22 protein-coding genes are annotated in these 23,275 nt (G+C 69.3%); 9 read left to right on the forward strand and 13 right to left on the reverse strand.

All coding sequences use genetic code 11. From position 1 onward, the window contains the following. Positions 1–140 precede the first annotated feature (140 nt). The 4 genes from ACFXI3_RS41025 to ACFXI3_RS41040 form a co-directional block, all read right to left on the reverse strand. Positions 141–1,673, reverse strand: a complete 1,533-nt coding sequence (locus tag ACFXI3_RS41025; protein ID WP_378407086.1) for a DHA2 family efflux MFS transporter permease subunit — start codon at positions 1,671–1,673, stop codon at positions 141–143. Positions 1,674–1,858: 185 nt separating this feature from the next. Beyond that, a complete protein-coding gene (locus tag ACFXI3_RS41030) occupies positions 1,859–3,136 on the reverse strand; it encodes a YeeE/YedE family protein (RefSeq protein WP_378407088.1) in 1,278 nt (425 codons plus the stop codon). Between the two features lie 152 nt (positions 3,137–3,288). Then, positions 3,289–3,906: a hypothetical protein gene (locus tag ACFXI3_RS41035; RefSeq protein ID WP_378407090.1), complete on the reverse strand. Its 618-nt coding sequence runs from the start codon at positions 3,904–3,906 to the stop codon at positions 3,289–3,291. A gap of 605 nt (positions 3,907–4,511) precedes the next feature. Next, positions 4,512–4,691 (reverse strand): hypothetical protein, encoded by a 180-nt coding sequence (locus tag ACFXI3_RS41040; RefSeq protein ID WP_037358805.1) that lies wholly within the window; start codon positions 4,689–4,691, stop codon positions 4,512–4,514. A 341-nt stretch (positions 4,692–5,032) separates the two neighbouring features. On the opposite strand from ACFXI3_RS41040, the gene ACFXI3_RS41045 reads away from it, so the two are divergent. The 3 genes from ACFXI3_RS41045 to ACFXI3_RS41055 all read left to right on the forward strand — a co-directional run bounded on the left by ACFXI3_RS41045 (position 5,033) and on the right by ACFXI3_RS41055 (position 7,996). After that, complete coding sequence (locus tag ACFXI3_RS41045) at positions 5,033–5,833, forward strand: EamA family transporter (protein WP_344268504.1); 801 nt, start codon at positions 5,033–5,035, stop codon at positions 5,831–5,833. Between the two features lie 64 nt (positions 5,834–5,897). Continuing rightward, positions 5,898–7,250 carry a glutamine synthetase gene (locus ACFXI3_RS41050; protein ID WP_378407092.1) on the forward strand — a complete coding sequence of 451 codons (1,353 nt, stop codon included), beginning with the start codon at positions 5,898–5,900 and terminating at the stop codon, positions 7,248–7,250. Then, complete coding sequence (locus tag ACFXI3_RS41055; RefSeq protein ID WP_378407094.1) at positions 7,238–7,996, forward strand: DUF6885 family protein; 759 nt, start codon at positions 7,238–7,240, stop codon at positions 7,994–7,996. Before ACFXI3_RS41050 ends, ACFXI3_RS41055 begins: the two co-directional genes overlap by 13 nt. On the opposite strand, the gene ACFXI3_RS41060 is transcribed toward ACFXI3_RS41055, so the two are convergent. Continuing rightward, on the reverse strand, positions 7,963–8,370 hold the full coding sequence (locus tag ACFXI3_RS41060) for a winged helix-turn-helix transcriptional regulator (protein WP_378407096.1): 408 nt from the start codon (positions 8,368–8,370) through the stop codon (positions 7,963–7,965). The two genes, ACFXI3_RS41055 and ACFXI3_RS41060, sit on opposite strands and share 34 nt — an antisense overlap. Here ACFXI3_RS41060 and ACFXI3_RS41065 point away from each other — a divergent pair. Beyond that, positions 8,343–9,083 (forward strand): NAD(P)-dependent oxidoreductase, encoded by a 741-nt coding sequence (locus ACFXI3_RS41065; protein ID WP_378407098.1) that lies wholly within the window; start codon positions 8,343–8,345, stop codon positions 9,081–9,083. The genes ACFXI3_RS41060 and ACFXI3_RS41065 overlap by 28 nt on opposite strands. A 154-nt stretch (positions 9,084–9,237) precedes the next feature. Continuing rightward, positions 9,238–10,443: an MFS transporter gene (locus ACFXI3_RS41070; RefSeq protein ID WP_378407100.1), complete on the forward strand. Its 1,206-nt coding sequence runs from the start codon at positions 9,238–9,240 to the stop codon at positions 10,441–10,443. Between the two features lie 14 nt (positions 10,444–10,457). Here ACFXI3_RS41070 and ACFXI3_RS41075 read toward each other — a convergent pair whose 3' ends face one another. The 3 genes from ACFXI3_RS41075 to ACFXI3_RS41085 are packed head-to-tail and all read right to left on the reverse strand — an operon-like array spanning position 10,458 to position 13,772. Beyond that, complete coding sequence (locus tag ACFXI3_RS41075; RefSeq protein ID WP_344267600.1) at positions 10,458–11,891, reverse strand: amino acid permease; 1,434 nt, start codon at positions 11,889–11,891, stop codon at positions 10,458–10,460. Between the two features lie 40 nt (positions 11,892–11,931). Then, the gene (locus tag ACFXI3_RS41080; protein WP_344267598.1) at positions 11,932–12,585 is read right to left on the reverse strand and encodes a response regulator transcription factor; all 654 of its coding nucleotides are present in this window, start codon (positions 12,583–12,585) and stop codon (positions 11,932–11,934) included. Continuing rightward, the gene (locus ACFXI3_RS41085; protein ID WP_378407120.1) at positions 12,582–13,772 is read right to left on the reverse strand and encodes a sensor histidine kinase; all 1,191 of its coding nucleotides are present in this window, start codon (positions 13,770–13,772) and stop codon (positions 12,582–12,584) included. Before ACFXI3_RS41085 ends, ACFXI3_RS41080 begins: the two co-directional genes overlap by 4 nt. A 124-nt stretch (positions 13,773–13,896) precedes the next feature. On the opposite strand from ACFXI3_RS41085, the gene ACFXI3_RS41090 reads away from it, so the two are divergent. From ACFXI3_RS41090 to ACFXI3_RS41105, 4 genes are read left to right on the forward strand one after another with little or no spacing between them, the layout of a single operon-like run. Beyond that, entirely contained in the window at positions 13,897–14,466 is a 570-nt protein-coding gene (locus tag ACFXI3_RS41090; RefSeq protein WP_378407102.1) for a hypothetical protein, read from the forward strand. Further along, on the forward strand, positions 14,463–14,666 hold the full coding sequence (locus ACFXI3_RS41095) for a hypothetical protein (protein WP_344267592.1): 204 nt from the start codon (positions 14,463–14,465) through the stop codon (positions 14,664–14,666). The genes ACFXI3_RS41090 and ACFXI3_RS41095 overlap by 4 nt, the downstream gene beginning before the upstream one ends. Positions 14,667–14,676: 10 nt before the next feature. Continuing rightward, positions 14,677–15,054 (forward strand): hypothetical protein, encoded by a 378-nt coding sequence (locus tag ACFXI3_RS41100; RefSeq protein ID WP_378407104.1) that lies wholly within the window; start codon positions 14,677–14,679, stop codon positions 15,052–15,054. Positions 15,055–15,075: 21 nt separating this feature from the next. Next, a complete protein-coding gene (locus tag ACFXI3_RS41105; protein ID WP_378407106.1) occupies positions 15,076–16,056 on the forward strand; it encodes a phosphotransferase family protein in 981 nt (326 codons plus the stop codon). On the opposite strand, the gene ACFXI3_RS41110 is transcribed toward ACFXI3_RS41105, so the two are convergent. The 5 genes from ACFXI3_RS41110 to ACFXI3_RS41130 form a co-directional block, all read right to left on the reverse strand. Continuing rightward, on the reverse strand, positions 16,039–16,974 hold the full coding sequence (locus ACFXI3_RS41110) for a hypothetical protein (protein WP_378407107.1): 936 nt from the start codon (positions 16,972–16,974) through the stop codon (positions 16,039–16,041). The genes ACFXI3_RS41105 and ACFXI3_RS41110 overlap by 18 nt on opposite strands. A gap of 80 nt (positions 16,975–17,054) precedes the next feature. Further along, positions 17,055–18,743, reverse strand: a complete 1,689-nt coding sequence (locus ACFXI3_RS41115; RefSeq protein ID WP_344267584.1) for an ABC transporter family substrate-binding protein — start codon at positions 18,741–18,743, stop codon at positions 17,055–17,057. 40 nt (positions 18,744–18,783) lie between these two features. Then, complete coding sequence (locus ACFXI3_RS41120; RefSeq protein ID WP_378407109.1) at positions 18,784–20,916, reverse strand: dipeptide ABC transporter ATP-binding protein; 2,133 nt, start codon at positions 20,914–20,916, stop codon at positions 18,784–18,786. Beyond that, complete coding sequence (locus tag ACFXI3_RS41125; protein ID WP_378407111.1) at positions 20,913–21,923, reverse strand: ABC transporter permease; 1,011 nt, start codon at positions 21,921–21,923, stop codon at positions 20,913–20,915. Before ACFXI3_RS41125 ends, ACFXI3_RS41120 begins: the two co-directional genes overlap by 4 nt. Beyond that, entirely contained in the window at positions 21,923–22,900 is a 978-nt protein-coding gene (locus ACFXI3_RS41130) for an ABC transporter permease (RefSeq protein WP_116205697.1), read from the reverse strand. The genes ACFXI3_RS41125 and ACFXI3_RS41130 overlap by 1 nt, the downstream gene beginning before the upstream one ends. Positions 22,901–23,275: the final 375 nt, after the last annotated feature.

The following is a 23,275-nucleotide window of genomic DNA, read 5'->3' on the forward strand; positions in this document are numbered from 1 at the left end:
CAAACGACCGTGCGGGTAACCCTGAGGGACTCTGATTCCCTCAGGGTTCCCCTCACGGACCTCGGGGGCGCATTTCCGCTTGAGCAACGAGAAAGGGCCGCCCGCGAGCGCAACGCGGACGGCCCTTTCCAGGTGAAGCGTCAGTGCATCAGCACCGGCGGAGCGACCTCGTCGGTTTCCGTCTCCGTGGGCACGACGCGCTTCTTCGGCAGGAAGAACGCGGGCACCAGGCACAGCGCCAGCAGGACCGTGCCCCACAGGAACGTCGTCGCGAACGACTCGCCCGCCAGGCCGGCCGCGGCGTCGTGGGTGGCCGGGTTCATCGTCGCCGCGGTGGCGACCAGCTGGCCCTGGCTCGTCGGGACGCCGAACTTTCCGGCGAGCAGCGCCGCCAGGATGATCGACATCACCGCGGATCCGATCGCGCCCGCGGTCTGCTGCAGGATGTTCGTCGCGGTCGAGGCCTTCGCCATGTCCTTGGACTGCAACGTCTGCAGCGCGGCCGAGGTGATCGGCATCATCGTGCAGCCCATGCCGATGCCCATCACGAACAGCGCGGCCAGCAGCTGCCAGTACGGCGTGGTCGCGGTGACCTGAGTGAACACCACCATGCCCAGCGCGATCAGGACCAGGCCGGGCACCACGATCCGGCGCGGCGCGATCTTGTCCGCCAGCCGTCCGGTGATCGGCATCGCCAGCATCGCGCCAAGGCCCTGCGGAGCCAGCAGAAGACCCGCGTTCAGTGCGCTTTCACCGCGCACCAGCACGAAATACGTGGGCAGCAACAGCATCGCCCCGAAGAACCCGACGCAGAACACCGCCATGGTGATCATCGCGACCGAGAACGACCGGTTGCGGAACAGCTTCAGGTCGATCAGCGGGTGTTCCATGGTCCGCGCGCGGAGGACGAACGCGACCAGCAGCACGATGCCGGCCAGCGCGGGCAGCCACACCTCGAGGTCGGCGACGGTGCCGGTGGACGGAATCCGGGAGACGCCGAAGATCAGCGCGGCCAGACCCGGCGACACCATCAGCATGCCGACGAAGTCGAACCGGTTGCCTGGTTCCGGGTTGTCCTTCGGCAGCATCCGCACCGCGAGCAGGAAAGCGATCAGTCCGATCGGGACGTTGATGTAGAAGATCCAGCGCCAGCTCACCTGGTCGACCAGCCAGCCGCCGAGGATCGGGCCGCAGATCGGGCCGAGCAGCATCGGCACGCCCAGCACCGCCATGACCCGGCCGATGCGTTGCGGACCGGCCGCGCGGGTCAGGATCGTCATGCCCGCGGGCATCAGCATGCCGCCGCCGAGGCCCTGCACGACGCGGAACGCGATCAGCGATTCGACGTTCCAGGCGAGTCCGGCCAGCATCGAGCCGACCAGGAAGGTGCCGATCGCGAGCAGGTACAGCCGCTTCGTGCCGAACCGGTCGGACGCCCATCCGGTGACCGGGATGACCGTCGCCAGCGCCAGCATGTAGCCGGTCGCGACCCACTGGATGGTGTCGAAGGACGTGGTGAACTGAATGGTGAGCTTCTGAAGCGCGACGTTGACCACGGTGGTGTCGAGGATCGCCATGATGGCGCCGAGCACCACCACGGAGGCGACCTTCAGCACTCCCCGGTCGAGTTTGTCACCGGCATCCGGCGCGGCCGGAGTCGCTGGTGCGGACATGCGGAACCCCATCTGTTAGTGGTGAAGCGCAAGCCCGCGACGCGACGATACGACAGCGGTTCCCCCTTGCGCGCGCTCCAGACTAGCCGAGCGGCAAGCGGGGACGCAGCCTTTTTCCCTGCCGGACGAAATACGTGGGGACTTTTCGCCCAGTCACGATGACCTGCGAAAAGCCCCCACCGGGGTCAGCAGATACTGTCCGTGCGCACGGGGTTGCCCAAACCGAACAACGGCCGCAGTTTCAGCCCGATCCAGGTGCCGAAAAGCGCGAACGCGCCCCACAGCCAGCCGTGCAGGCTGCCGACGGAAATGCCGCCCAGATACGCGCCGATGTTGCAGCCGTTCGCCAGCCGCGCGCCGATGCCCATCAGGATTCCGCCGAGAATCGCGGCGACGGCGGTGCGCCACGGGATCGAGCTGTGGATCTTCCACGCGCCCGCGGCCGCCGCGGCGACGAACGCGCCGATCATGATGCCGATGTCGGTGAGGCTCGTCTTGTCCTGCCAGATCGGCTTGGACAGCGACGTCGCGTTCGCCTTCAGCTGCCAGAACTCCCACTGCTCCGGGTGCAGGCCGAACACCTGGAGAATTTTCGCGCCCCACAGGCTGAACGCGCTCGTGACGCCCCAGATGCCGCCGGAAACCAGGTACACCGCGCCGGCCAGCACGCCGAGCACCACCGCGCCGACGAGGATCGGCCACGAGCCGCGGAAGATCCGGGCGAACCCGCGCGCGGTCGGCACGGTGTCGACCGGCGGCGGCACGCGGCGCTTCTGCACGATCCGGGTCGCGAGGACGATCGCGACGAGGACGGCGATCGTGATCGCCCACGAGCCGAACCAGCCGACGTGGTCCGACAGCAGGAATCCGGAAACCTGCGGCCAGCCGGTGAAAAGCGGGTAACCCCACGTGTAGAGGACCGAACCGGTGATGAAACCGCCGAGAGTCAGCACGATCGTCGACTGCCCGGCCCCGACCGCGAAGAGCGTCCCGGACGCGCACGCGCCGCCGAGTTGCATGCCGATCGCGAACAGCGTGGCCCCGACGAACAACGCGAGCCCGATCGGCCCGACGTTCGCCACCGGCAGCGGTTTGCTGCCGAAGAGGCCCGCGCCGGTGCCGCAGATGAGGGCAATGAGCGTCGCGGCCGTGCCGAGCAGAAGGGTGTGCGCGCGCAGGCCTTCGCCGTTGCCGACGGCGATCAGCTGCCGCCAGGCGGACGTGAAACCGAAGCGGGAGTGGAAAAGGGCGAGGCCGAGCAGCAGTCCCAGCACGAGCAGGACCCCGAATTTCGCGCCGTGCGCGGCCCAGACGTACGCGGTCAGCCCGACCGCGAGCACCGCGGCGACGGCCAGCGGGATGACCTTGACCGGCTCCTCCGGTTGAGGCGCCGGAGCCGCGCAGGAGGTTGGGAAATCGAGGAGTTTTCGCTCTTCGACAGGGGAATCGGTGGTCGCCACCACGTCTCCTGGGGGTGTCGGGGATTAACGGGTCCCGCCCGGCGGCGGGCGGCGATCCACGTTAGGTCCCGGTGAGGCCCGGACGCAGCCTGTCTCACGGAGTGCGACGAACGGCCGAAACCGGGCGTCCGGACGGCCCCTTTGTACCGCCCCCGTCAGCTCTTGATGCAGATGGCTTCCTCGGGATCGGAGTACCAGCGGGCGGCGGTCGAACCGCTGCCCTCGCACGCTGAGCGGTCCTTGGCGCCGGGCACCAGCTTGACGATCTCCGCGTTCTTCTGCGGATCGGTGCACGGCACCTTCTGGTACGTCGTCGTGGCGGTCTGGAGCCCGGAGAGGCAATCCCCCTGCTGCACATTGGGGACGAGGCAGAGCACGCGGCGGTTCTTGCCGCCGGTGGTGTAGCGGTAGTAGTCGCCGCGCGGGCAGGTTCCGCTCCGGTTGGCGCGGACGACGGCGACCTTGACGTTCGCTCCGGGGTCGGCGCAGTCGACGGTTTTCGTCGTCGTGGTCGAGCCGGACTTCTCGATGTGCATGCAGTCGCTCGCGTGGGTGTTGCTGGTCGAGTTGCCGAACGCGAAGAACCCGATGACGACCCCCGCCGCCACGACCACCACCGCGACGGCGACGAGCACGACGGTCCTGGTCGGGAAGTTTCGCTTCGGGCTCTGCTGCGGCGGCATCCCGCCCGGGCCGTAGTGCTGCTGGAACGGCGACGGCCCGTTCTGGCCGTAGCCCGGCTGCGGTCCGTGCCCGTGCGGCGGGACGCTCACGTGATACCTCGCAAACCCGAAAGAAACATTCCGACCGGGCACATCCAACACGACGGCCGGGCGGGCTCGCAGAGGTTCGGAGCAGAAAAACAGAAAAGGGGGGCCGCGGAAAGCGGGGCGCCCCCACCCCCCCACCACCCCCCCCCCCCCGCCCGCATTTCGGCTTCGTATCGGGGTGCGGGAGGGGGCTGGGTGCCCCGCTTGGGTGAGTGCACTGGGTGCGGGTGGGCTTTTTGGACGTACGTGAGGGGAACCCTGAGGGACTCAGAGTCCCTCAGGGTTCCCCTCACGTACGTCAGCGGGAGGCGACGAGCTTCGTGGGGCCTGCTGCGTCTGAGGTCCGTGAAGGGCTCCTTGAAGGAATCAGATTCCTTCAAGGAGCCCTTCACGGACCTAGCAGGAGGCTGTTCGCTTGGTTGATGGGGCGGGAAAGCATCCCTGTGAGGGGGCGGCTCACGCCCAAACGGCAGGCACCGAGGCCGTACAAACCCGAGGGCGCGAAACCCGCCGCCCCGTCCCGCCCGATCACCTCGTCCGGAAACGCCGAAGGCGGCAAGCGCACGTCGCGCCTGCCGCCTCCGGGGTCGAATCTGTCGGTGAGCGATCTACTTCTGGATCTCCGCGGCCAGTTCCTTGAGCTTGGCCTCGTGCTCGCGGGCGTGGTGCCCGCAGAAGAGCAGCTCGCCTCCGGAGCTGAGGACAGCGCGTACCTGAGCTGCTGCTCCGCACCGGTCGCATCGGTCGGCTGCGGTCAATTCGGGGCGGGTGAGCGTCGGTGTTGTCATGGGGGTCTCCCTCCGTCCCGGCACCGGTCGCCCGGTGCCTCGATCCAGCTACGCCCACTTCGGTCTCGATGCCTTCGGCGGGGATCGCTTCCGGCTCCGCGGTGTTCGTGCTTCCACTCTTGCAGACGTTTGGCGGCCCGCAAGTGTTCCCGCGCCGGTGGGAGGTGCGTCACGCCGAATTAGCCCGGTTGCCGCAACGATGTTCCACTCCGTAGGACCAGACCACCCGAAGCAGCGCGTTTTCCGTGGTCAGGCACCATGCGGGAGTGGGCATCGCACTCTCCAGGAAACGCGTGAACGCGATTCCGGCACCGGTCTTGTTCGTTCTCAGCGGAATTTCGATGTATGCCGGTGCGGCCATCGCGGTCGACCTCTTCGGGCACGCCACGCCGTCCGGGGTCGCGTGGCTGCGCTGTCTCGGGGCGGCCGTCGTGCTGCTGGTGTGGCGGCGGCCGCCGAAGGCCGCCTGGCGGGGCAAGCGGCTGCTGCTCGCGGGGGCTTTCGGGGTCGTCACCGCCGGGATGAACGTGGTCTTTTACGAGGCCATCGCACGGCTGCCGCTGGGAACGGTGGTCGCGCTGGAGTTCGTCGGGCCGGTCGTCGTGGCCGCGGTCGGGTCGCGGACGCGGCGGGACCTGATCGCGCTGGTCCTGGTGGCCCTCGGCGTGGTCGCGATCGCGGACGTGCGGATCGCGGGCAGTCCGCTCGGCGTCGTGTTCGCGCTGGCCGCGGCGGCTGCCTGGGCGGGGTACATCGTGCTCGGCAAGCGGGTCGCGATCGGCGGGGACGGGCTGGATTCGCTGGCGGTCGGGTTCGTGGTGGCGACTGTCGCGCTGTCGCCGCTCGCGTTCGGCACCGGGGAAATGTGGGGTTCGCCACGCATGCTGCTGCTCGGGATCGGCGTCGGGGTGCTGTCGACCGTTGTGCCGTACGCGCTCGACCAAGTGGTCCTGCGCCGGCTCGGGCAGGCTCGGTTCGCGGTGCTGCTCGCGTTGCTGCCGGTGACGGCGGGGGTCGTCGGGTTCGTGGTGCTCGCGCAGGTGCCCAGTGCGGTCGAAGCGGCCGGGACGCTCGCGGTCGTCGCGGGCGTGGCGTTGCGCAGCCGGGACGACAACGGACCGGTCACTGAGCCGCCCGGGTGAAGACTCGCGGATGGCCCGGGCGGCCCCGGCCCGCGATACTGATCCCGAGCCCGAGGAGGTTGCCATGACCAAGGCGGCGTCGGCGGCGGCGAAGGACCTGGCCGCGGCGGGGGTCGGTGGCGTCCACCTGGCCTGGGCGGACAACAACGGCATCCCGCGTTCGCGCGTGGTCCCGGTCGGCGGACTGGCCGACGCGGCGGTCCGCGGCGTCGGCGCGACCTCGCTGTTCGCGGTCTTCGACAGCCACGACGCCATCACCTACGCCCATTCCGGCCTCGGCACGCCGTCCGGCGACATCCGGCTCGTGCCGGTCGTGGAACGGCTCCGCAGGCTCGCCGGACAGCCCGCGCTCGCCTGGGCGCCGGTGCGGCAGCTCGCCGCGGACGGATCGCCGTGGCCGTACTGCCAGCGTTCCGTGCTGGAGCGCCACGTCGCCGAGGCGGCGCAGCGCGGTCTCGAGTTCCGCGCCGGGTACGAGCTGGAGTTCTCCGTCGCGCCGGCGGGCAGCGAGGACGTCGTGTCCGCGCCGGGGCATCGCGGTCCCGCGTACAGCCCGCACGCGCTGATCTGCCTGGACGAGTTCATCGCGGCGCTGCTGCATGATTTCGCCGCCAACGGCCTGCAGATCGGCCAGTTGCACGCGGAATACGGCGTGGCGCAGCTGGAATTGTCGCTCGCGGTCACGGATCCGGTGTCCGCGTCGGACGATCAGCTGCTGGCCCGCCAGACGATCCACGCGGCCGCGCACGCACACGGCCTCGTGGCGAGTTTCGCGCCGATGATCGGCCTCGGCGCGGCCGGGAACGGCTGGCATCTGCACACTTCCGTCCGTCGCAAGGGCCGAAACCTCCTGGCCGGCGACGGCGTACCGGAAGGCGAAGGCGCGGCCTACCTTGGCGGGCTGCTGCGGGATTTGCCCGCGCTGACCGCGATCACGGCGCCGAGCGTGCCGTCGACGATGCGGTTGCGGCCGGGGTTTTTCGCTGGTGCTTATGCGTTTTGGGGAGTGGAGAACCGCGAAGCGCCGCTGCGGTACGTCCCGGGCACGGCGCTGCTCGGGACGGAGCACGCGAATGTCGAGCTGAAGACGTCGGACGCGTCGGCCAACCCGTATCTCGCGCTGGCGGTCGTGCTCGCCGCCGGGATGGCCGGGATCGAGGATTCGGCGGTGCTGCCGGAGCCGATCGCGGAGGATCCGGGCGGCTGGAGCGAAGGGGAACGGAACACCGCGGGCGTGCTGCCGCTGCCGGCGAGTCCGTCCGAACAGGACACTGCGCTGCTGGCGAATCCGCGCGTGTCCGGGGCGCTGGGGGACGAGCTGCTCGGCGCGTTCCGCGCGGTGCGCGCCTCGGACGCGGCGTGGGCCGCCGAGCGGGCGCCCGAGGAGATCGTGGCGGCGCATCTGTGGCGGTACTGAACACGGGGCTTTCCGACGTCCACTGGCTTCCCGGCGGTGCGCGCCTGGTCGCCGAAGCCCGGGCGGAACTGCCGCAGAAGGACGGCTTGGCGGCGGCCTTCACCGCACTGGTGGCGTTGCGCGCGGCGGACATCGCGGTGCCCGACCAGGACGAGGTCGCGATTGCTGCGGGGACGGTGCGCGCGCCGGCCAGCCTCCCGGCAGGTGCGTTGTCCCGCAACGAGTTCCGGCTTCCGATTCCTCTCGACGAGACGGCCGCGGGCACTTCGCTGTACGGGTTGGCCTCGGCGATCCGGACGTTGTCCGGGGAGCAGCTGGCGGTGGTTCCGGCAGCGGGGGAGTGGCGCGCTTCGACGGTCTCGGATTTGCTGCTGGGCCTGTGGGAACTGCCGCGCGTGGCGGTGCTGGCACGGGTCGACCCGGCGGAACTGGGCGCGCCGGACACACCGGAACGCGCGCTGCTGGACTATCTCGACACCGGCATCCCTCCACTGTGGACGAACCGGTGGCGGCCGCCCGCGCCGCACCACGTGCTGATCGCCGGAGTGCGGCTCGGCGCGGAGGGAACGCTGCTGTCCGTTGTGGACACTTACCGCGAACTGGGCGACGAAGGCGTGCACGACCAGCCGGTGGAATGGGTCGCGGCGGGGCTGGAATCGGTGCTGCTGGTGGCGGACGCCGGGCACGCGGAGGCGTTGGCGCAGGCGGTTTCCTACGCCGGGTTGCGCAGCGGCGGCGCGTCGTAACGCTCCTGCGCGTCCAGCAGTTCCTCCCAATGCTCCGCGACCCAGCCGTACACCACCCGCATCGGCTCCAGCAGGCTGCGGCCCAGCGGCGTCAGCGCGTACTCCACCCCCGACGCCGGATCGGCATGCGCCGTGCGGGACACCAGCCCGGAACGTTCGAGGCCGCGCAGGGTCTGGGTCAGCACCTTCGGCGTGACGCGACGCAACGGCACCCGCAGTTCGGAGAACCGCCGCGGCCCGTCCTCCAGGCAGCGGATCACCAGCGCGGACCACTTGTCCCCGAAGCGGAACGGCACCATCGCGGACGGGCACAGCTCCTCGAACAGGTCGGGAGGCAATGGCTCCAATGGCTCCGACGGCTGCCGAACGGTCATCGCGCTCTCCTCGCAGTATCCCGGAGGGAACCGGCCCCCTGGCTACCTTCCAGAGCATCGACACTCCAGGAGGTATTCCCACGATGAGCAAGATCGTCATCTTCGGCGCGGGCGGCCGGGCCGGACGGCAGGCCGTCGCCGAGGCGCGGCGGCGCGGACACGAAGTCACCGCTGTGGTCCGAGATCCCGCGCGCTACCGCGATTTGGCCGACGTCGTCGCTGGCGATGTCACCAATCCGGCAGACGTCGCGGCCCTCGCCGCTGGACATGACGCGGCCGTCAACGCGGCCGCGGTCTACGGGGAAGGCACCGACCCGGACGCGTTCTTCACCGGTGCCGCACGCGCTCTCGCCGCCGGGTTGCCGCAGGCCGGGGTAAAGCGGCTGGTCGCGGTCGGGCTGTCCACGCTGCTGCCCGCCGCCGACGGAACCCCGGTGCTGGACTCGATTCCGGCCGAGTTCCGGCCATTCTGCCTGGCGCACGCGGCGGGGCTCGAGGTGCTGCGCGCCGAAGGCGCCGGGCTGGACTGGGCGTACGTCAGCCCGGTCGGCGACTTCGACCACGACGGCGAGCGCACCGGCCGCTACGAGATCGGCGAGCACGGCGACCTCTCGGTCAAGATCTCGTACGCCGATTTCGCCGTGGCCTTGCTCGACGAGGTCGAGAATCCGCGGCACCTCCGCGTGCATCTCGGCGTCGCCGGGACGCGGTAGCGGGCGCGAGACGGTCCGGATTGACGCAACTAAGTGGTTGCCATACTATCGCAACCACTTAGTTGCGAAAGGATGCCGGACCGCACATGACCACGTACTCGGACTTCACCGCCGAACTCCCTGTCGGCCGCACGCCGGACGGAACGGTCGCCCGGTGACCGCCTCGAGCCCGAACCGGGCGAAACTGATCCTGACCGTCCTGTTCCTCGGCACTTTCGTCATGGGCGTCACCGAGTTGCTGGTTCCGGGCGTGCTGAACCTGGTCGCCGCCGACCTCGGCGTCTCCCTCCAATCAGCCGGGATGCTGGTGACCGCGCAAGCGCTCGGCGTCGCGCTGGGCGGGCCGCTCCTGACCGCGCTGACGGTCAGGCTCGGCAAGCGGACGATCCTCGCCGGCTCGACGGCCGGATTCGCCGCGGCGAACCTGGTTCTGGTGCTGAGCGCCGATTACAGCCTGCTGATCGCGGCACGGGCGCTCGGAGGCGCGGCGGGCGGGCTGTTCATCGCTGCCGCGTTCGAAATCGGCACCTCGATCGTTCCGCCGGAACGGGCGGGCCGGGCGATCTCGGTGGTCATCTCCGGAACCACCGTGTCGGCCGCGCTGGGCGTTCCGCTAGGCACGCTGGCCGGTCAAGCGCTGGGCTGGCGGGGAGCGTTCGTCGGGATCGCGGTGCTGTCCGCGCTGACCTTCGCCGCCATACTGGTCCTGGTTCCCCGGGTGCCTTCGAGCGGCGGCGGTCTCGGCGACCAAGCCAGGCACGCGTTCGCTCCGCGGGTGCTCGCCGTGCTGGTGGTGATCGCTCTCGCCTTCGCGGCGCTCTTCGCCGCGGTGACCTACGTCGCGCCATACCTGGAGCAGGTCACCGGTATCCCGGGCACGCTGATCAGCGTGTTCCTGCTCGCCTACGGCGTGGCGACCGCGGTGGGCTCGTTCGGCGGCGGCCGGCTCGCCGATGCCAACGCCCCGCGTGCGCTGATCCTCGGCACCGGCGGGCTCGCGATCTCCCTGCTCCTGCTGTACGTCGTGGGCACGGTCGCGGCACTGGTCGCGGTGGTGCTGCTCGCGCTGGGCGTGTTCGGCATGGGGACGGCGCCGGTGGTGCAGTACCGAGTGGTGGATCTCGCCGGGCCCGGCGCCCAGCTCGCGCAGGCGCTGCCCGCGTCCTCGGCCAATCTCGGCATCGCGCTCGGTTCGGCGGTCGGGGGCGCGGTTGCCGGCAGCTTCTCCCTTTCCGCCACGATCATCACCGGCTTCGCCTTGGCCTGCGTCGCCGCCGTGCTCGCCTGGGGCACCAGCTTCCTGAAGCCGCCGGGGACGAGCGGGCGCCCGCTCGACGAGGACGAGCGGGCGCGGTGCTGAAGGGCGGCCTGAAGCTACTTCGCGAAGCGGGAGTGCTTGCGGCCGTAGAAGAAGTAGATCAGCAGGCCGATCACGAGCCAGGCGGCGAACCGGATCCAGGTCATCACGTCGAGGTTCAGCATCAGGTAGAAGCACGCCACCGCGGCGATGATCGGCAGCACCGGCGAGAACGGCACGGTGAACGGGCGCTTCAGGTCCGGGCGGCGTTTGCGCAGCACCGGCACCGCGACCGCGACGATGATCATCGCCGACAGCGCGCCGATGCTGACCATGTCGGCCAGCGCCGAGATCGGCACGAAAGCCGCCAGCACGGCGATCAGCGCGGCCCCGCCGATGGTCATCCGGTGCGGCGTGCCCCAGCGCGGGTGCGCCGTGCCGATGGCCTTCGGCAGCAGGCCGTCGCGGCCCATCGCGAAGCCGATCCGGCCGATCGTGACCAGTTCGACCATCATCACCGACGTCAGCCCGGTGACCGCGCCGAGCGAGATCAGCGCGCCGACCCAGTGCTGGCCGACCCGGTCGAACGCGTCCGCGAGCGGCGCGCCGGAGTCGATGTCGGTGTAGTGGACCATGCCGGTGAGCACGATCGACACCCCGATGTAGAGCACCGCGCACACGGCCAGCGCGCCGAGGATGCCGACGCGGAGGTCCTTGCGCGGGTTGATGGTCTCCTCGCCGAGGTTGGCGAGCGCTTCGAAACCGGTGTAGGCGAAGAACACGACGGCCGCGGCGGTGACCATGCCGGCGATGCCGTACACCGACTGCTCGAGCCCGAGCGCGGCCTGGACCACTGGCTGGTGCAACGCGTTCGCGCTGCTCGACGGCGGCTGCGCGGGCGGCACGAACGGGGTGAGGTTCGAGCCCTTCACGAAGAACACGCCCACGGCGAGGATCAGCACGCACACCGCGACCTTGACGAGCACCAGCACGTTCGTGAGCCACGAGGACTCCTTGATGCCGACCACGGCCACGACCGTCAGCACCGCGATGATCAGCACCGCGCCGACGTTGACCTTCGCGTCCTCGCCGAACCAGTCCGGCGACAGCCCGAGCAGGTTCGCGAGATAGCCGGACCAGCTGCGCGACACCACGGCCGCGCCGAGCGCGAACTCCAGCAGCAGGTCCCAGCCGATGATCCAGGCGAAGATCTCGCCGAGGGTGGCGAAGGCGTAGGTGTAGGCGCTGCCCGCGGTCGGCACGCTGGACGCCAGCTCGGCGTAGCAGAGCGCGGCGAGGCCGGCGACCACCGCGCCGATCACGAACGACAGCGTCACCGACGGCCCGGCGTGCGTCTTGGCCTCGACCCCGGCGAGGGTGAAGATCCCGGTGCCGATGATGATGCCGACGCCGAAGCCGATCAGGTCGCGTCCCCTGAGCCGCCGCTTCAGCTCGCCGGATTCCTGCCTCTTGAGGACTTCGTCGACGTCGAGAGTTCTCCGCACACCCATGGGGGAACGTTAGAAGGTGACGGCCGGACGCGCAGATCGGCTATCCGGGTGGTGTGAGGCCGTGGTCCTGGGCCAGGATCGCCGCCTGGACGCGCGAACGCAGGCCGAGCTTGGCCAGTACCCGGGAAACGTGCGTCTTCACCGTCGCCTCGCCGATGTACAGCCTGGTGCCGATTTCGGCGTTCGAGAGCCCGGCACCGAGGCATCCCAGCACCTCGCGCTCGCGTTCGGTGAGGTCCGTCAGCCCCGTCGGCGCGGGCGACGGCCCGGCCGGGGTGCTGGCGAAGGCGGCGATCAGCCGTTTGGTGACCTGCGGGGCGAGCACGCCCTCGCCGGCCGCGACGAGCCGGACCGCCTCGATCAGCCGGGGCGCCTCCACCGACTTCAGCAGGAACCCGGCGGCTCCGGCGCGCAGCGCGGCGTGCACGTACTCGTCGAGGTCGAAGGTGGTGAGGACCAGGACTTCGGCGAGCCCCTCGGCGATCAGCTGGCGGGTGGCGGTGATCCCGTCGGTGCCGGGCATCCGGACGTCCATCAGGACGACGTCCGGTCGCAGCGCGCGGGCCTGGCGCAGCGCGACCTCGCCGTCGGCCGCTTCGCCGACCACCTCGATGCCCTCGGCGTTGCCGAGGATGAGCGCGAGCCCGGCGCGGATGGCGCCGTGGTCGTCGGCGACGAGGACTCGGATGGTCATGGTGCCTCTCCGGCAAGGGGAAGTTCGGCGTGGACGAGCCAGCGCGGCCCGGACGGACCTGCCCGCAGGGTGCCGCCGACGGCGTGCGCGCGCTCGCGCATGCTGAGCAAGCCGTGCCCGCCGCTGTCGGCCTGGGCTGGCGCGCCGGGCAGTTCATTGCCGATCTCGACGGTCAGCGTGCCGTCGGCCACCCGCAGCCGCACCGTCGTCTGCCTGCCCGGCGCGTGTTTGACCGCGTTGGTCAGCGCCTCTTGCGCGATCCGGTAGGCGGTGAGGTCGACCGCCGTCGGCAACGCGAGTTCTTCGTCCACAGTGGAATCCACAGTAACCGGCATGCCCGCTGCCCGCGCCGATTCCACCAGTCTCGCCAGTTCGGCCAGCCGCGCCGGAGCGGTCACCTCGTCCTCCGAGGACACTGCGGCCTCCGAGCGCAACAGCCCGATCATCGCGCGCATTTCTTCCAGCGCGCGCACGCTGTTCTCCCGCACCGCGACGAGCACGGTCTGCGCGGTCTTCGGATCGTCGGCCATGGACAGTGCCGCCTCCGACTGGATGGCGATGGCCGACAGATGCCCGGCGACGACGTCGTGCAGGTCGCGGGCCATCCTCGCGCGTTCGGCGGCCACCGCCGCCTTTCGGTCCAGCGCGGAGATCGTCGCGAGTTGCTCGGCGTTGGCGCGTTCGGTCGCGGCTATGTCGCTCTGCTGGCGCACATTCGCGCCCCACCACACCGGGACCAGCAGGAACGACAGCATGCCGAACACGCCGAACGCAGCCGCTCGCCAGCCCGCGATGGCGACGAAGACGAACAGCACCGCGAGCGTGGCGGCGGCGGTCACTCCGACCAGCACCCGGGCCGTGCGGCGGGAGCCGTGCAGCACCGCGGTGTAGAGGAAATCCGTGTACGCGACGGCGATCGGCAACGACAGGCCCAGCACGACGTCGACCCCGACGATGCCGGTGGCGATCAGCAGCCCCCACGGCACTGTCCGGCGCAGGAACAGGGCGAGACACATCGCGCCGAGTTCGGCGAAACGGATCCAGAGCGGATACGGGTCGCTGTCTCCCTGCAACCGGTGGACGTCGATGAGGTACAGCATCGTGCCGCCGGCGAGGACGGCGAGCGCGACGAGGCCGTTCTGCTGCCACTGCGGCAGTTCGCGCGGCCGGGGGAGGGCCGAGCGCAGGTCTCGCAAGCGCACCCGACCATGACAGCACACCGCGGCGGCCCGGTCGTCCTACGAAATGATGACCCCCCGATCGTGCCGACCGCTGACGCGCCGGCGGCCGGGTGCCCGCGAAAGTGGACCCATGGACGAGCTTCTGAACAGCCCGATGACCGCCGCCATCGTGGCGTGCGAGGTCGGGTTCTGGGTCTTCATCGCGGCCGGGCTGCTGACCCGGTACGCGCTGCGCAAGCAGAAGGCCAGCACGGTGCTGCTGGCGCTGGTGCCGGTGGTCGACCTGGTGCTGCTGGTGATCACGGTGATCGACCTGATGAACGGCGCGGTGCCGAATCTGACGCACGGGCTGGCGGCGGTGTATCTGGGCTTCTCGGTGGTGTTCGGGCCGTCGATGGTCGAGTGGGCCGACGTCCGGTTCGCGCACCGATTCGCCGGCGGGCCGCGGCCGGAGAAGCTGTACGGCCGCGCGAAGACCCGCAAGGAATGGCGCGAATGGGGCAAATGCGTACTGGCGTGCGCGATCAGCGCCGGACTGTTGCTGCTCGCGATCGCGGTGGTCGGCAAGTCGGGCCACACCGAACCGTTGTGGGGCTGGTTGCCGCGGCTCGGGACGCTCACTGGCCTCTGGTTCGTCTTCGGACCGCTGTGGCAGGGGATCTTCGGCTCCTCCGCGCCGAAGCGGGAGGCGTCGCGGTGATCGAGCTGCTGGGAATTCTGCTGGTGGCCCAGGGCGCGGGCGGGCTGATCAACCGGCTCGCCGGGGCGGAGCACCCGAGCTGGTTCGTCCAGTTGCACGTGCTGCCGCCGCAGCTGCACGTCATCGCCAGCATCGTCCTGCTCGGGGCGGGCGTGGCGGTGCTGTTCTCGAACCGGGCGCGCAAACGCCGCCGCGGCTAAACTCGGCTAGGTGGCGGCCGGTCCGGTTCTGCTGTTCGCCGTGGTCAGCGTGGCGCCCTCGGCGTTGTTCTGGGCTGCCCTCCGCCTTCCCGCGCTCTGCCGCTGGCTTCGTCGGCGACGCGCCGCTCCCGTGCCGTCCGAACCGCCGGTAGAGCAGGTGGCCGCCGACCTGCGCCGGGTACGCCGGACGCTCGCGCAGCTTCCCGCAGGAACGCCCGCCGCGCGAAGGATCGGCACCCGGCAGGCGTACGACGAACTGCTCGTCACCGCCTGCCGCGAGATCGGCGTCGAACACCGGCTCGACGGCTTGCGCGAGGGCGCCGACCGGGACCTCGAACGGTTGCGGATCGAGGATTCGCTGAGCCGTAAAGGATTCGTGCTGTCCTGAGCGGAGTGGCAGGATGCCCGGGTGGACTTCCAGCCGAAAGACCGGCCCTCGGACGCGTTCCAGCAAGCCCTCACCGCCGAGCAGATCGAACTGCTCTGCCGCCGCGCGCTCGGCAGCGACGTGCGGTCCGCCGTCGAAATCGGCTGGGGCGGGTACAACAACACCTACCGGGTGGAGCTGGCCGACGGCCCGGCGATCCTGCGCGTCGCCCCGGAACCGGCGCGGCAGACGCGGATCGAGCACCAGTTCATGCGCAACGAATACCTTGCCGCGCCGTACTTCGCGCCGATCGCGCCGCTGATGCCGCGCACGCTCGCGGCCGACTTCACGCACCAGGTCATCGGCCGGGATTACGTGCTGCAGGCCGTGCTTCCCGGAGAACCCGGCCCGGAAATCCTTTCTGGTTTCGAGCCGGAGGAGCGGGCGCCGTACTTCCGCCAGCTCGGCGACATCACCCGCGCCATCCACGACGTGCGCGGCCCCGGTTTCGGCGTCGTGGCCGGGCCGCATTTCGCGACCTGGAGCGAAGCGCTCATCTCTTACTTCGAGGACAACGCGGCAGACGTCGAAGACCTCGGCCTCGACGGGACGGACCTGCGCGCGATGGCCGAGTGGGCGAAGCGCGACGCCGCGCTGCTCGACGAGATCACCGAACCGCGCCTGATGCACGGGGATCTGTGGCACGTGAACGTGATGCTGACGCCGGAGCTGGAGATCGTCGGAGTGTTCGACCACGACCGCAGCTGGTGGGGCGACCCGGCGGCGGACTGGACGATCCGCATGGCCTCGGTGAAAACGGGCTCGAAGCGGGATTGGTTCTGGGAAACCTACGGACGCCCCGACGAGTCACCGTCGGCGCGGCGGCGAGCGTTGTACTACGAAGCCCGGCACCTCGGCGCGGTACGGCTGGAGCGGCAGCGGCTCAAGGAGAAGCAGACAGACGAGACGTACGCCGATTTGGCGGAGATTCTGGCGGCGCTGGAGTCAGAGCGAGGGGTCTGAGCCGCGCAGGGCGGCCCACCAGAAGCCGAAGGCGGCGATCAGCACGCTGACGGTCAGCCATCCGGCGAATCCGCTGCCGTCGACCAGCGCCCAGAACGCGCCTACGACGGGGGCGACGGCGAGCACCGGCAGGTCGGCACGGAACTGCCGCGCGAGGCGAACCGGCGTGGCCGCGGCGAGCGTACGTTCTTCGTCCGGCGCGGAAGGGTTGTCCAGACGGCGGCCGCGAGGCTCGCCAGTGCGCACCGAACCCGCCGGATAAAGGACCTCGCCGTCGATGCGGACGGCGACATGGCGGTCCGTGCGCAGATCGCCCAGCACCTCGACGCGCGAGGGCGACGGCAGGCCGATCAGCGTCGGCGAGAAGTACACCGGGATCCACCGGGGCGTCGCCGTGTCAGTCTCCAGCCACGACCGGGTCAGCAAGCCGCGCTGTACCTTCACCCGACGCATCGGCACCGAGGAGCCAGCCTTGCGCCGCGACGGTTGCACAAAGCGCGTGAAGAGCAAGAACCCGTTCACCGCCAGCATCGCGAGCACTGCGACCACAGTGACCGTCGCGTACGTCGAGGCGCGGTCGGCAGTCACCAATGCCGAAGCCCCGGTCGTAACTGCCCGCGAAGGGGCTGACGGGTCGTAGCGCACCGGAACCTTCGTACCCAGCGGAGGGGGAGTGGTGTCCAGCTCGACCGCCGCACTCGCTTCCGGCTGGTTCGGCACCGGGAACCGCACCGTGACCGTGGCGTCGTCGACCCGCGAGACGATTCCGGTCGCGTTCGCGGTGAGCCCCTGCAAGCGCGGCCGGGTGCTGTTGAACTCCAGCAGTTGCACCACGAACACCACCGCGCAAACGACGAACACGACCGCGCTCGTCACGAGAATGTGCCGCACCGGCCGCAACTGCAGGAACTTCCGCACAGAGATCACCTTAACTGTCCAAAAAGGAAGGAGCGGCGCGGGGAGTCCGCGCCGCTCCTTCGATTCCCGCTAGGGGAGGATTACTTCACGAACCCGATCTTGGGGTAGTCGTACGGGTTGTTCGCGTAGCCCGGCGAACCGAAGTTGCCCACGGTCTTGCGGACGGCGAAGGCGCCGACCGACTGGAAGATCGGGAGCTGGTGGCCCAGCGCCCAGATCTCCTTGTCCGCGGCGTTGATGTCCGCGGCCCGCTTGGTGTCGTCCAGTTCCTGCGCCGCGGCGTCGAGCAGCTGGTTTTCCTTGTCGCTGCCGATGCGGCCGTAGTTCTGGTTGATGTTCTTCGGGTCCAGGTAGTAGATGCCCTTGCTGCCGCCGATCGGGAACGAGTTCGAGATCCAGCGGAACAGCGTGAGGTCGAAGTTGCCGACGTTCACGTAGTTCTTGAAGAACTCGGTCGACGGGACCGCCACGATGTCGACGCCCACGCCGATCGCCTTCAGCTGCGACTGCAGGATCTGGCCGGTCTGCTGGCTGATCGGGGTGCCCGACGGGATCACCAGGCGCAGCTTCAGCTGCTTGCCGTCCTTGGCGCGCAGGTCGCCGGACTGCTTCCAGCCCAGCTTGTCCAGCTCCGCCTTGGCCGCGTTCGCGTCGAACTTGTACGGGCCGCTGTTGTCCTCGTAGGTCTTCGAGCCCTTGAGGTACAGGTGGTTGCCGATCGGCGTGGTGTCCTTCTGCATCTGGCCGAGGATCGACTTCGCGATGGTCACCGTGTCGACGCCGCGCATGATCGCCAGCCGCAGGTCCTTGTCCGCGAGGATCGAGGACGAGGCGCCGTTCAGCGTCATGTGCGTGTAGTCGGGGTAGGCGGACTGGCGCACGACCGCGTTCGGGTCCGCCTGGGCCCGCTTGAACGCGTTGATGTCGTTGTTCAGCGGGTAGTAGTCGATCTGCCCGTTGGCGAACGCGTCAGCCAGCGCGGGACGGTCCACGACCTTGTAGGTCACGGTGTCCAGCTTCGGCTTGTCGCCCCACCAGTTCGGGTCGCGCTCGAACACCGCGGTCTTGGCGGTGTAGTCGACGCTCTTGATCTTGAACGGACCCGCGGTGATCTGCGCCTTCTGCGCCCAGCCCTTGTTGAAGGTGTTGGCGTCGGCCATCGCCTCCTTCGGGTACAGCGGCGAGAACAGCGACTTCCACTCCGCGAACTTCTTCGAGAAGGTGATCTTGACGTCGAGGTCGTCAGTGCCCTTCTCGACCTTGGCGATGTCCTCGTAGCCGGTGGTGCTGGAGACCTGGTAGGCGGCGTCCTTGCCGGTCAGCGCCTTCGCCATGGCGGCGAAGTCTTCCCAGGAGAACTGGCGCCCGTTGCTCCACTTGGCCTTCGGGTTGATCTTGTACTCGATGACCTGCGGGTCCTGGCTGACGATCTCGGCCGAGGTCAGGTAGTTCTTGTCCAGGCCGACCGTCGCGTCCGCGTTCTGCGGGAACGGGTAGGGCAGGATCGCGCCGAACATGCTGGCGCCGTCCAGGACCGTGCCGTCGACCTGGTAGTAGTTCCAGTTGTCCGGCAGCTGGTCGACCGGCCACTTGAAGTCGCCGCCGTCCTTCAGCTTGTCCAGCGGCTGCTCGTTGATGTCGGCGGTCTTGACGCCCGTCGAGCCGGTGTCCTGAAGATTGCTGCCGCCGCCGCTGCCGCCGCCGCAAGCGGCGAGCAGAAGCCCCAGAGCGGCAACGGGGGCCACGAGTGCGGCCATTCTCCGTCGCATGTGTTTACCTTCCTTCTTTCGGTGTGCCAACGGATTGTGGCTACACAACTTCGCGGGTTTTGGCGTAGTGGCACGCCACGTCGTGGTCCTGCGCGCGGGATTCGCGCGGGGGCTCGACGTCGACGCACTTCTTCTTGTCCTGTTCGGACAGTTGGGAGAAGACGAAACACCGGGTGCGGAACCGGCAGCCCGACGGCGGATTCGCCGGGCTGGGCAGATCCCCGGTGAGGATGATCCGGCCGCGCTCGCGCTCCTTGGCCGGGTCCGGGATCGGGATCGCGGACAGCAGCGCCTGCGTGTAGGGATGCTGCGGCGCCTCGAAAACCGTGCGGACGTCGCCGATCTCCACGATCTTGCCGAGGTACATCACCGCCACCCGGTCGGCGATGTGCCGGACCACCGACAGGTCGTGCGCCACGAACAGGTACGACAGGCCCAGCTTGGCCTTCAGCTCGTCCAGCAGGTTGATCACGCCGGCCTGGATCGACACGTCGAGCGCGGACACCGGCTCGTCGAGCACGATCAGCTTCGGCTCCAGCGCGAGCGCCCGCGCGATGCCGATGCGCTGGCGCTGCCCGCCGGAGAACTCCGCCGGATACCGGTCGGCGTGCTCCGGGCGCAGGCCGACCAGCCCGAGCAGTTCCGGCACCCGCTGCGCGATGCGCTCCTTCGAGAACCCGTGCGTGACCATCGGTTCGGCGATGATGTCGCCGATCGGCAGCCGGGGGTCGAGCGCGGCCATCGGGTCCTGGAAGACCACCTGCAGGTCGCGGCGGATCGACTTGCGGTCCTTGCCCGAGAGCTTCCCGACGTCCTTGCCGAGCACCGCGACCGAACCGTGCGCCGGGGCGGCCAGTTCGAGGATCTCCATCAGCGTGGTCGACTTGCCGCAGCCGGATTCGCCGACCAGGCCCAGGGTTTCGCCCTCGACGATGTCGAAGGTGATCCCGTCGACCGCGCGCACCGTGCCGATCTTGCGCTTGAAAACGGTGCCCTTGCTGACCGCGTAGTGCTTCTGCAGGTCCTGCACGTCGAGCACGGTCGAGCGCTGGGCGCGCGGCACCGAAGCGACCGCGGCCTCCTCGATCACCTCGGCGCCGTAGACCTCGGCGGCGTCCGCTTCCGGACGGCCGAGTTCCTCGGTGCGGATGCAGGCGGCCCGGTGCGTCGTGTCGACCGGCGCGTTCGGGTTGCCCGGCGTGATCGTGAACAGTTCCGGCTCGGCCGTGCGGCAGGCGTCGATCGCCAGCGGGCAGCGCGGCGCGAACGGGCAGCCCTGCGGCAGGTTCACCAGCGACGGCGGCTGGCCCTCGATCGGCACCAGCGGCTGCTTCTCCCGCGCGTCGACACGGGGGATCGAACCGAGCAGGCCCAGCGTGTACGGCATCCGCGGCTGGGCGTAGATCGTGTCGACCGGGCCCTGCTCGACCGCGCGCCCGGCGTACATCACCATCAGCCGGTCGGCGAACCCGGCGACCACGCCGAGGTCGTGCGTGATGATCACGATGCCGGCGCCGGTGACCTCCTGCGCGGTCTTCAGCACCTCCAGCACCTGAGCCTGCACCGTCACGTCGAGCGCGGTGGTCGGCTCGTCGGCGATGATCAGGTCCGGGTCGTTGGCGATCGCGATGGCGATCACCGCGCGCTGGCGCATGCCGCCGGAGAACTCGTGCGGGAACGCCTTCGCCCGCGCCGCCGCGTTCGGAATGCCGACCAAGTCGAGCAGTTCGACCGCGCGGTTGTTCGCCTGCTGCTTGGTGACCGTGCCCTTGCCGTGCACCAGAAGCGCTTCCGCGATCTGCGCCCCGACGGTGTACACCGGGGTCAGCGCGGACAGCGGGTCCTGGAAGACCATCGAGATCTTCTTGCCGCGGATCTTCGACAGGTCGGTGTCGGACTTGCCGATCAATTCGCTGTCCTGGAACCGGATCGAGCCCGACACCCGCGCCTGCGGCGGGAGCAGCCCCATGACCGCCAGCGACGACACCGACTTGCCCGAACCGGACTCGCCGACGATGCCGAGCACCTCGCCGGCCGCGACCTGGTAGTTCAGGCCGCGCACCGCGTGCACGCGGCCGGATTCGGAGGGGAAGGACACTGCGAGGTCGGAGACCTCGAGCACGGTGCCGGTGGGCTTGCCCGTTTCCGCGCTCAGTTCGAGTGCGGCGCTCATGCTTCTGCTCCCACGGTCTGCGTCGAAGAGGAGGTTTTCGCGGTGTTTTCCTGGATCCGCTTGCGTTCCTTGCGCCGCGAACGGCTGGACGACGGGTCGAGCGCGTCGCGCAGGCCGTCGCCGACGAAGTTCACCGCGAGCACGGTGAACACCAGGAAGCCGGCCGGGATGTAGAACAGCCACGGGAACGTGCGGACCGCGTCGGAGCCCGCCGAGATCAGCGTGCCCAGCGAAACGTCCGGCGCCTGCACGCCGAAGCCGAAGAACGACAGCGACGTTTCCATGATGATCGCGACGCCGACGTTGATCGTCGCGTCGATGATCAGCAGCGACGCCATGTTCGGCACGATGTGCTTGAAGATGATCCGCCACGGGGACTGGCCCATGAACTTGGCGGCCTTCACGAACTCGCGTTCGCGCAGCGTCAGCGTCATGCCGCGGACGATGCGGGCGGTGATCATCCACTGGAACAGCGCGATCAGGCCGACCAGGATCAGCCAGGTCTTGCCGCGGAATGCGGGCGACAGGATCGAGATGATCAGGAACGGCGGCAGGATCAGCAGCAGGTCGACGACCCACATCGACACCCGGTCGGTCCAGCCGCCGAAGTATCCGGCCGCGGAGCCGACGATCGAGGCCACGCCGGTGGAGAACAGCGCGGCCAGCAGGCCGATGGTGAGCGACTTCTGCAGCCCGCGCATGGTCTGCGCGAACATGTCGCCGCCGATCTGGTTGGTGCCGAACCAGTGCGTGCCGTCCGGCGGCATCAGCGTCGAGGTCGGGTCCAGTTCGTCGTAGCCCCACGGCGAATACCAGCTGTAGGTGAACGCCAGCACGTAGAACAGGAGGATCACGACCAGCCCGGCGAGGGCCAGCTTGTTGCGGAAGAACCGGCGGGCGACGAGCTTGCCGCGGCTGGAGGACTTCCCGCTCTGCTGCTCGGTCTCCGTTTCGGTGGCGGCGACGGCCGAGTCGGCGAGGTCGGCCTCGTTCAATGGGGCGGCCATCAGATCCTCACCCTCGGGTCGAGCGCGGCGTAGAGCACGTCCGCGAGCCAGCCGGCGAGCAGCACGCAGATCGCGATGAACAGGGTCACGGTGGTGACGATGTTGGTGTCCTGCTTCTGGATGCCGGTCACCAGCCAGTCGCCCATGCCGTACCAGCCGAAGATCTTCTCGGTGAAGACGCCGCCGGTGATGAGCAGGCCGAAGCCGAACGCGAACAGCGTCGCCATCGGGATCAGCGCGGTGCGCAGGCCATGCTTGAACAGCGCCCGCCGCCGCGTGAGGCCCTTGGCCTGCGCGGTGCGCAGGAAGTCCGAGCCGAGCACGTCGAGCATCGCCGAACGCTGATAGCGGCTGTAGTAGGCGACCTGGGTCAGCACGATCGCCAGGGTCGGCACGATGATGTGCTGCAGCCGGTCGAGCAGGACGTCGCCGAAACCGCCGTCGATCGCGCCGCCTTCGCCCTGCACGATGAAGAACTGGTACCCGTCGAGCAGGTTGTCGTTGACCGACTGCGCGCCCGCCTTGAGGATCGTGGCGATCACGAACACCGGCGTCGACAGCACCACGAAGGAGAACGTGGTGGCGAGGTAGTCGCTGATCTTGTACTGCCGGATCGCGCTGACCACGCCGACGAGCACGCCGATGATGATGCCGATCGTGATGCCGAGCAGGAACAGCCGCAGGCTCACGCCCGCGCGGCGGAACAGCTCGTCGGTGATCGCCTGATCGGCGACGGTGCGGCCGAAGTCGCCCTGGATGACGCCGCCCAGCCAGGTGAAGAACCGGTGCGGGATCGCCTGGTCGAGGTGCAGCTCGGCGGCCTTCGCGTCGATGGTCGCCTGCGGGGCGGGCGGGTTGCGCAGTTTGAGCGCGTCCAGCGGGCTGAAGGACAGTGACGCCAAGGAGAACGCCGCGAAGGTCGCGACGAGGCACAGGGCGATGTAGTTGACGAGTCTGCGGAGGAGGAACCCGATCACAGTTGCCTCGCTTCACCGGGGCCGGAGGATCCGCTCCAAGCCGCCGGGCTTCCCTGGCTCGCTCGCGATTGAGTTTTCGTCGAAAACACTGGGCGGTGCTGCCTTCCAATACTGACGCTCGTTGTGGGCGCAGCCTAATGGCGATCAGCTCTTGCGATCTTCGTTTTCAGGCAACCAAACAATCACGATTTCCGCGCATCGACGGAGAACAACCGACTTTAGCCCCTTGTTCGCGTCCCAGTGTCGCGGTGGGTGCGCGCCTGTGCACCGGCGATGAGTATTCCGGAACGGTTCCGGGGGTTCCGGGTGAACGGTTGTGAACGGGAAACGAACCGGAACGGAACGTCCGCTGCTCGGCGGCGGCGCCGGGGCGCA

It is taken from the genome of Amycolatopsis sp. NPDC059235 (assembly GCF_042754125.1).
Classification (GTDB): Bacteria; Actinomycetota; Actinomycetes; order Mycobacteriales; family Pseudonocardiaceae; genus Amycolatopsis; species Amycolatopsis albidoflava.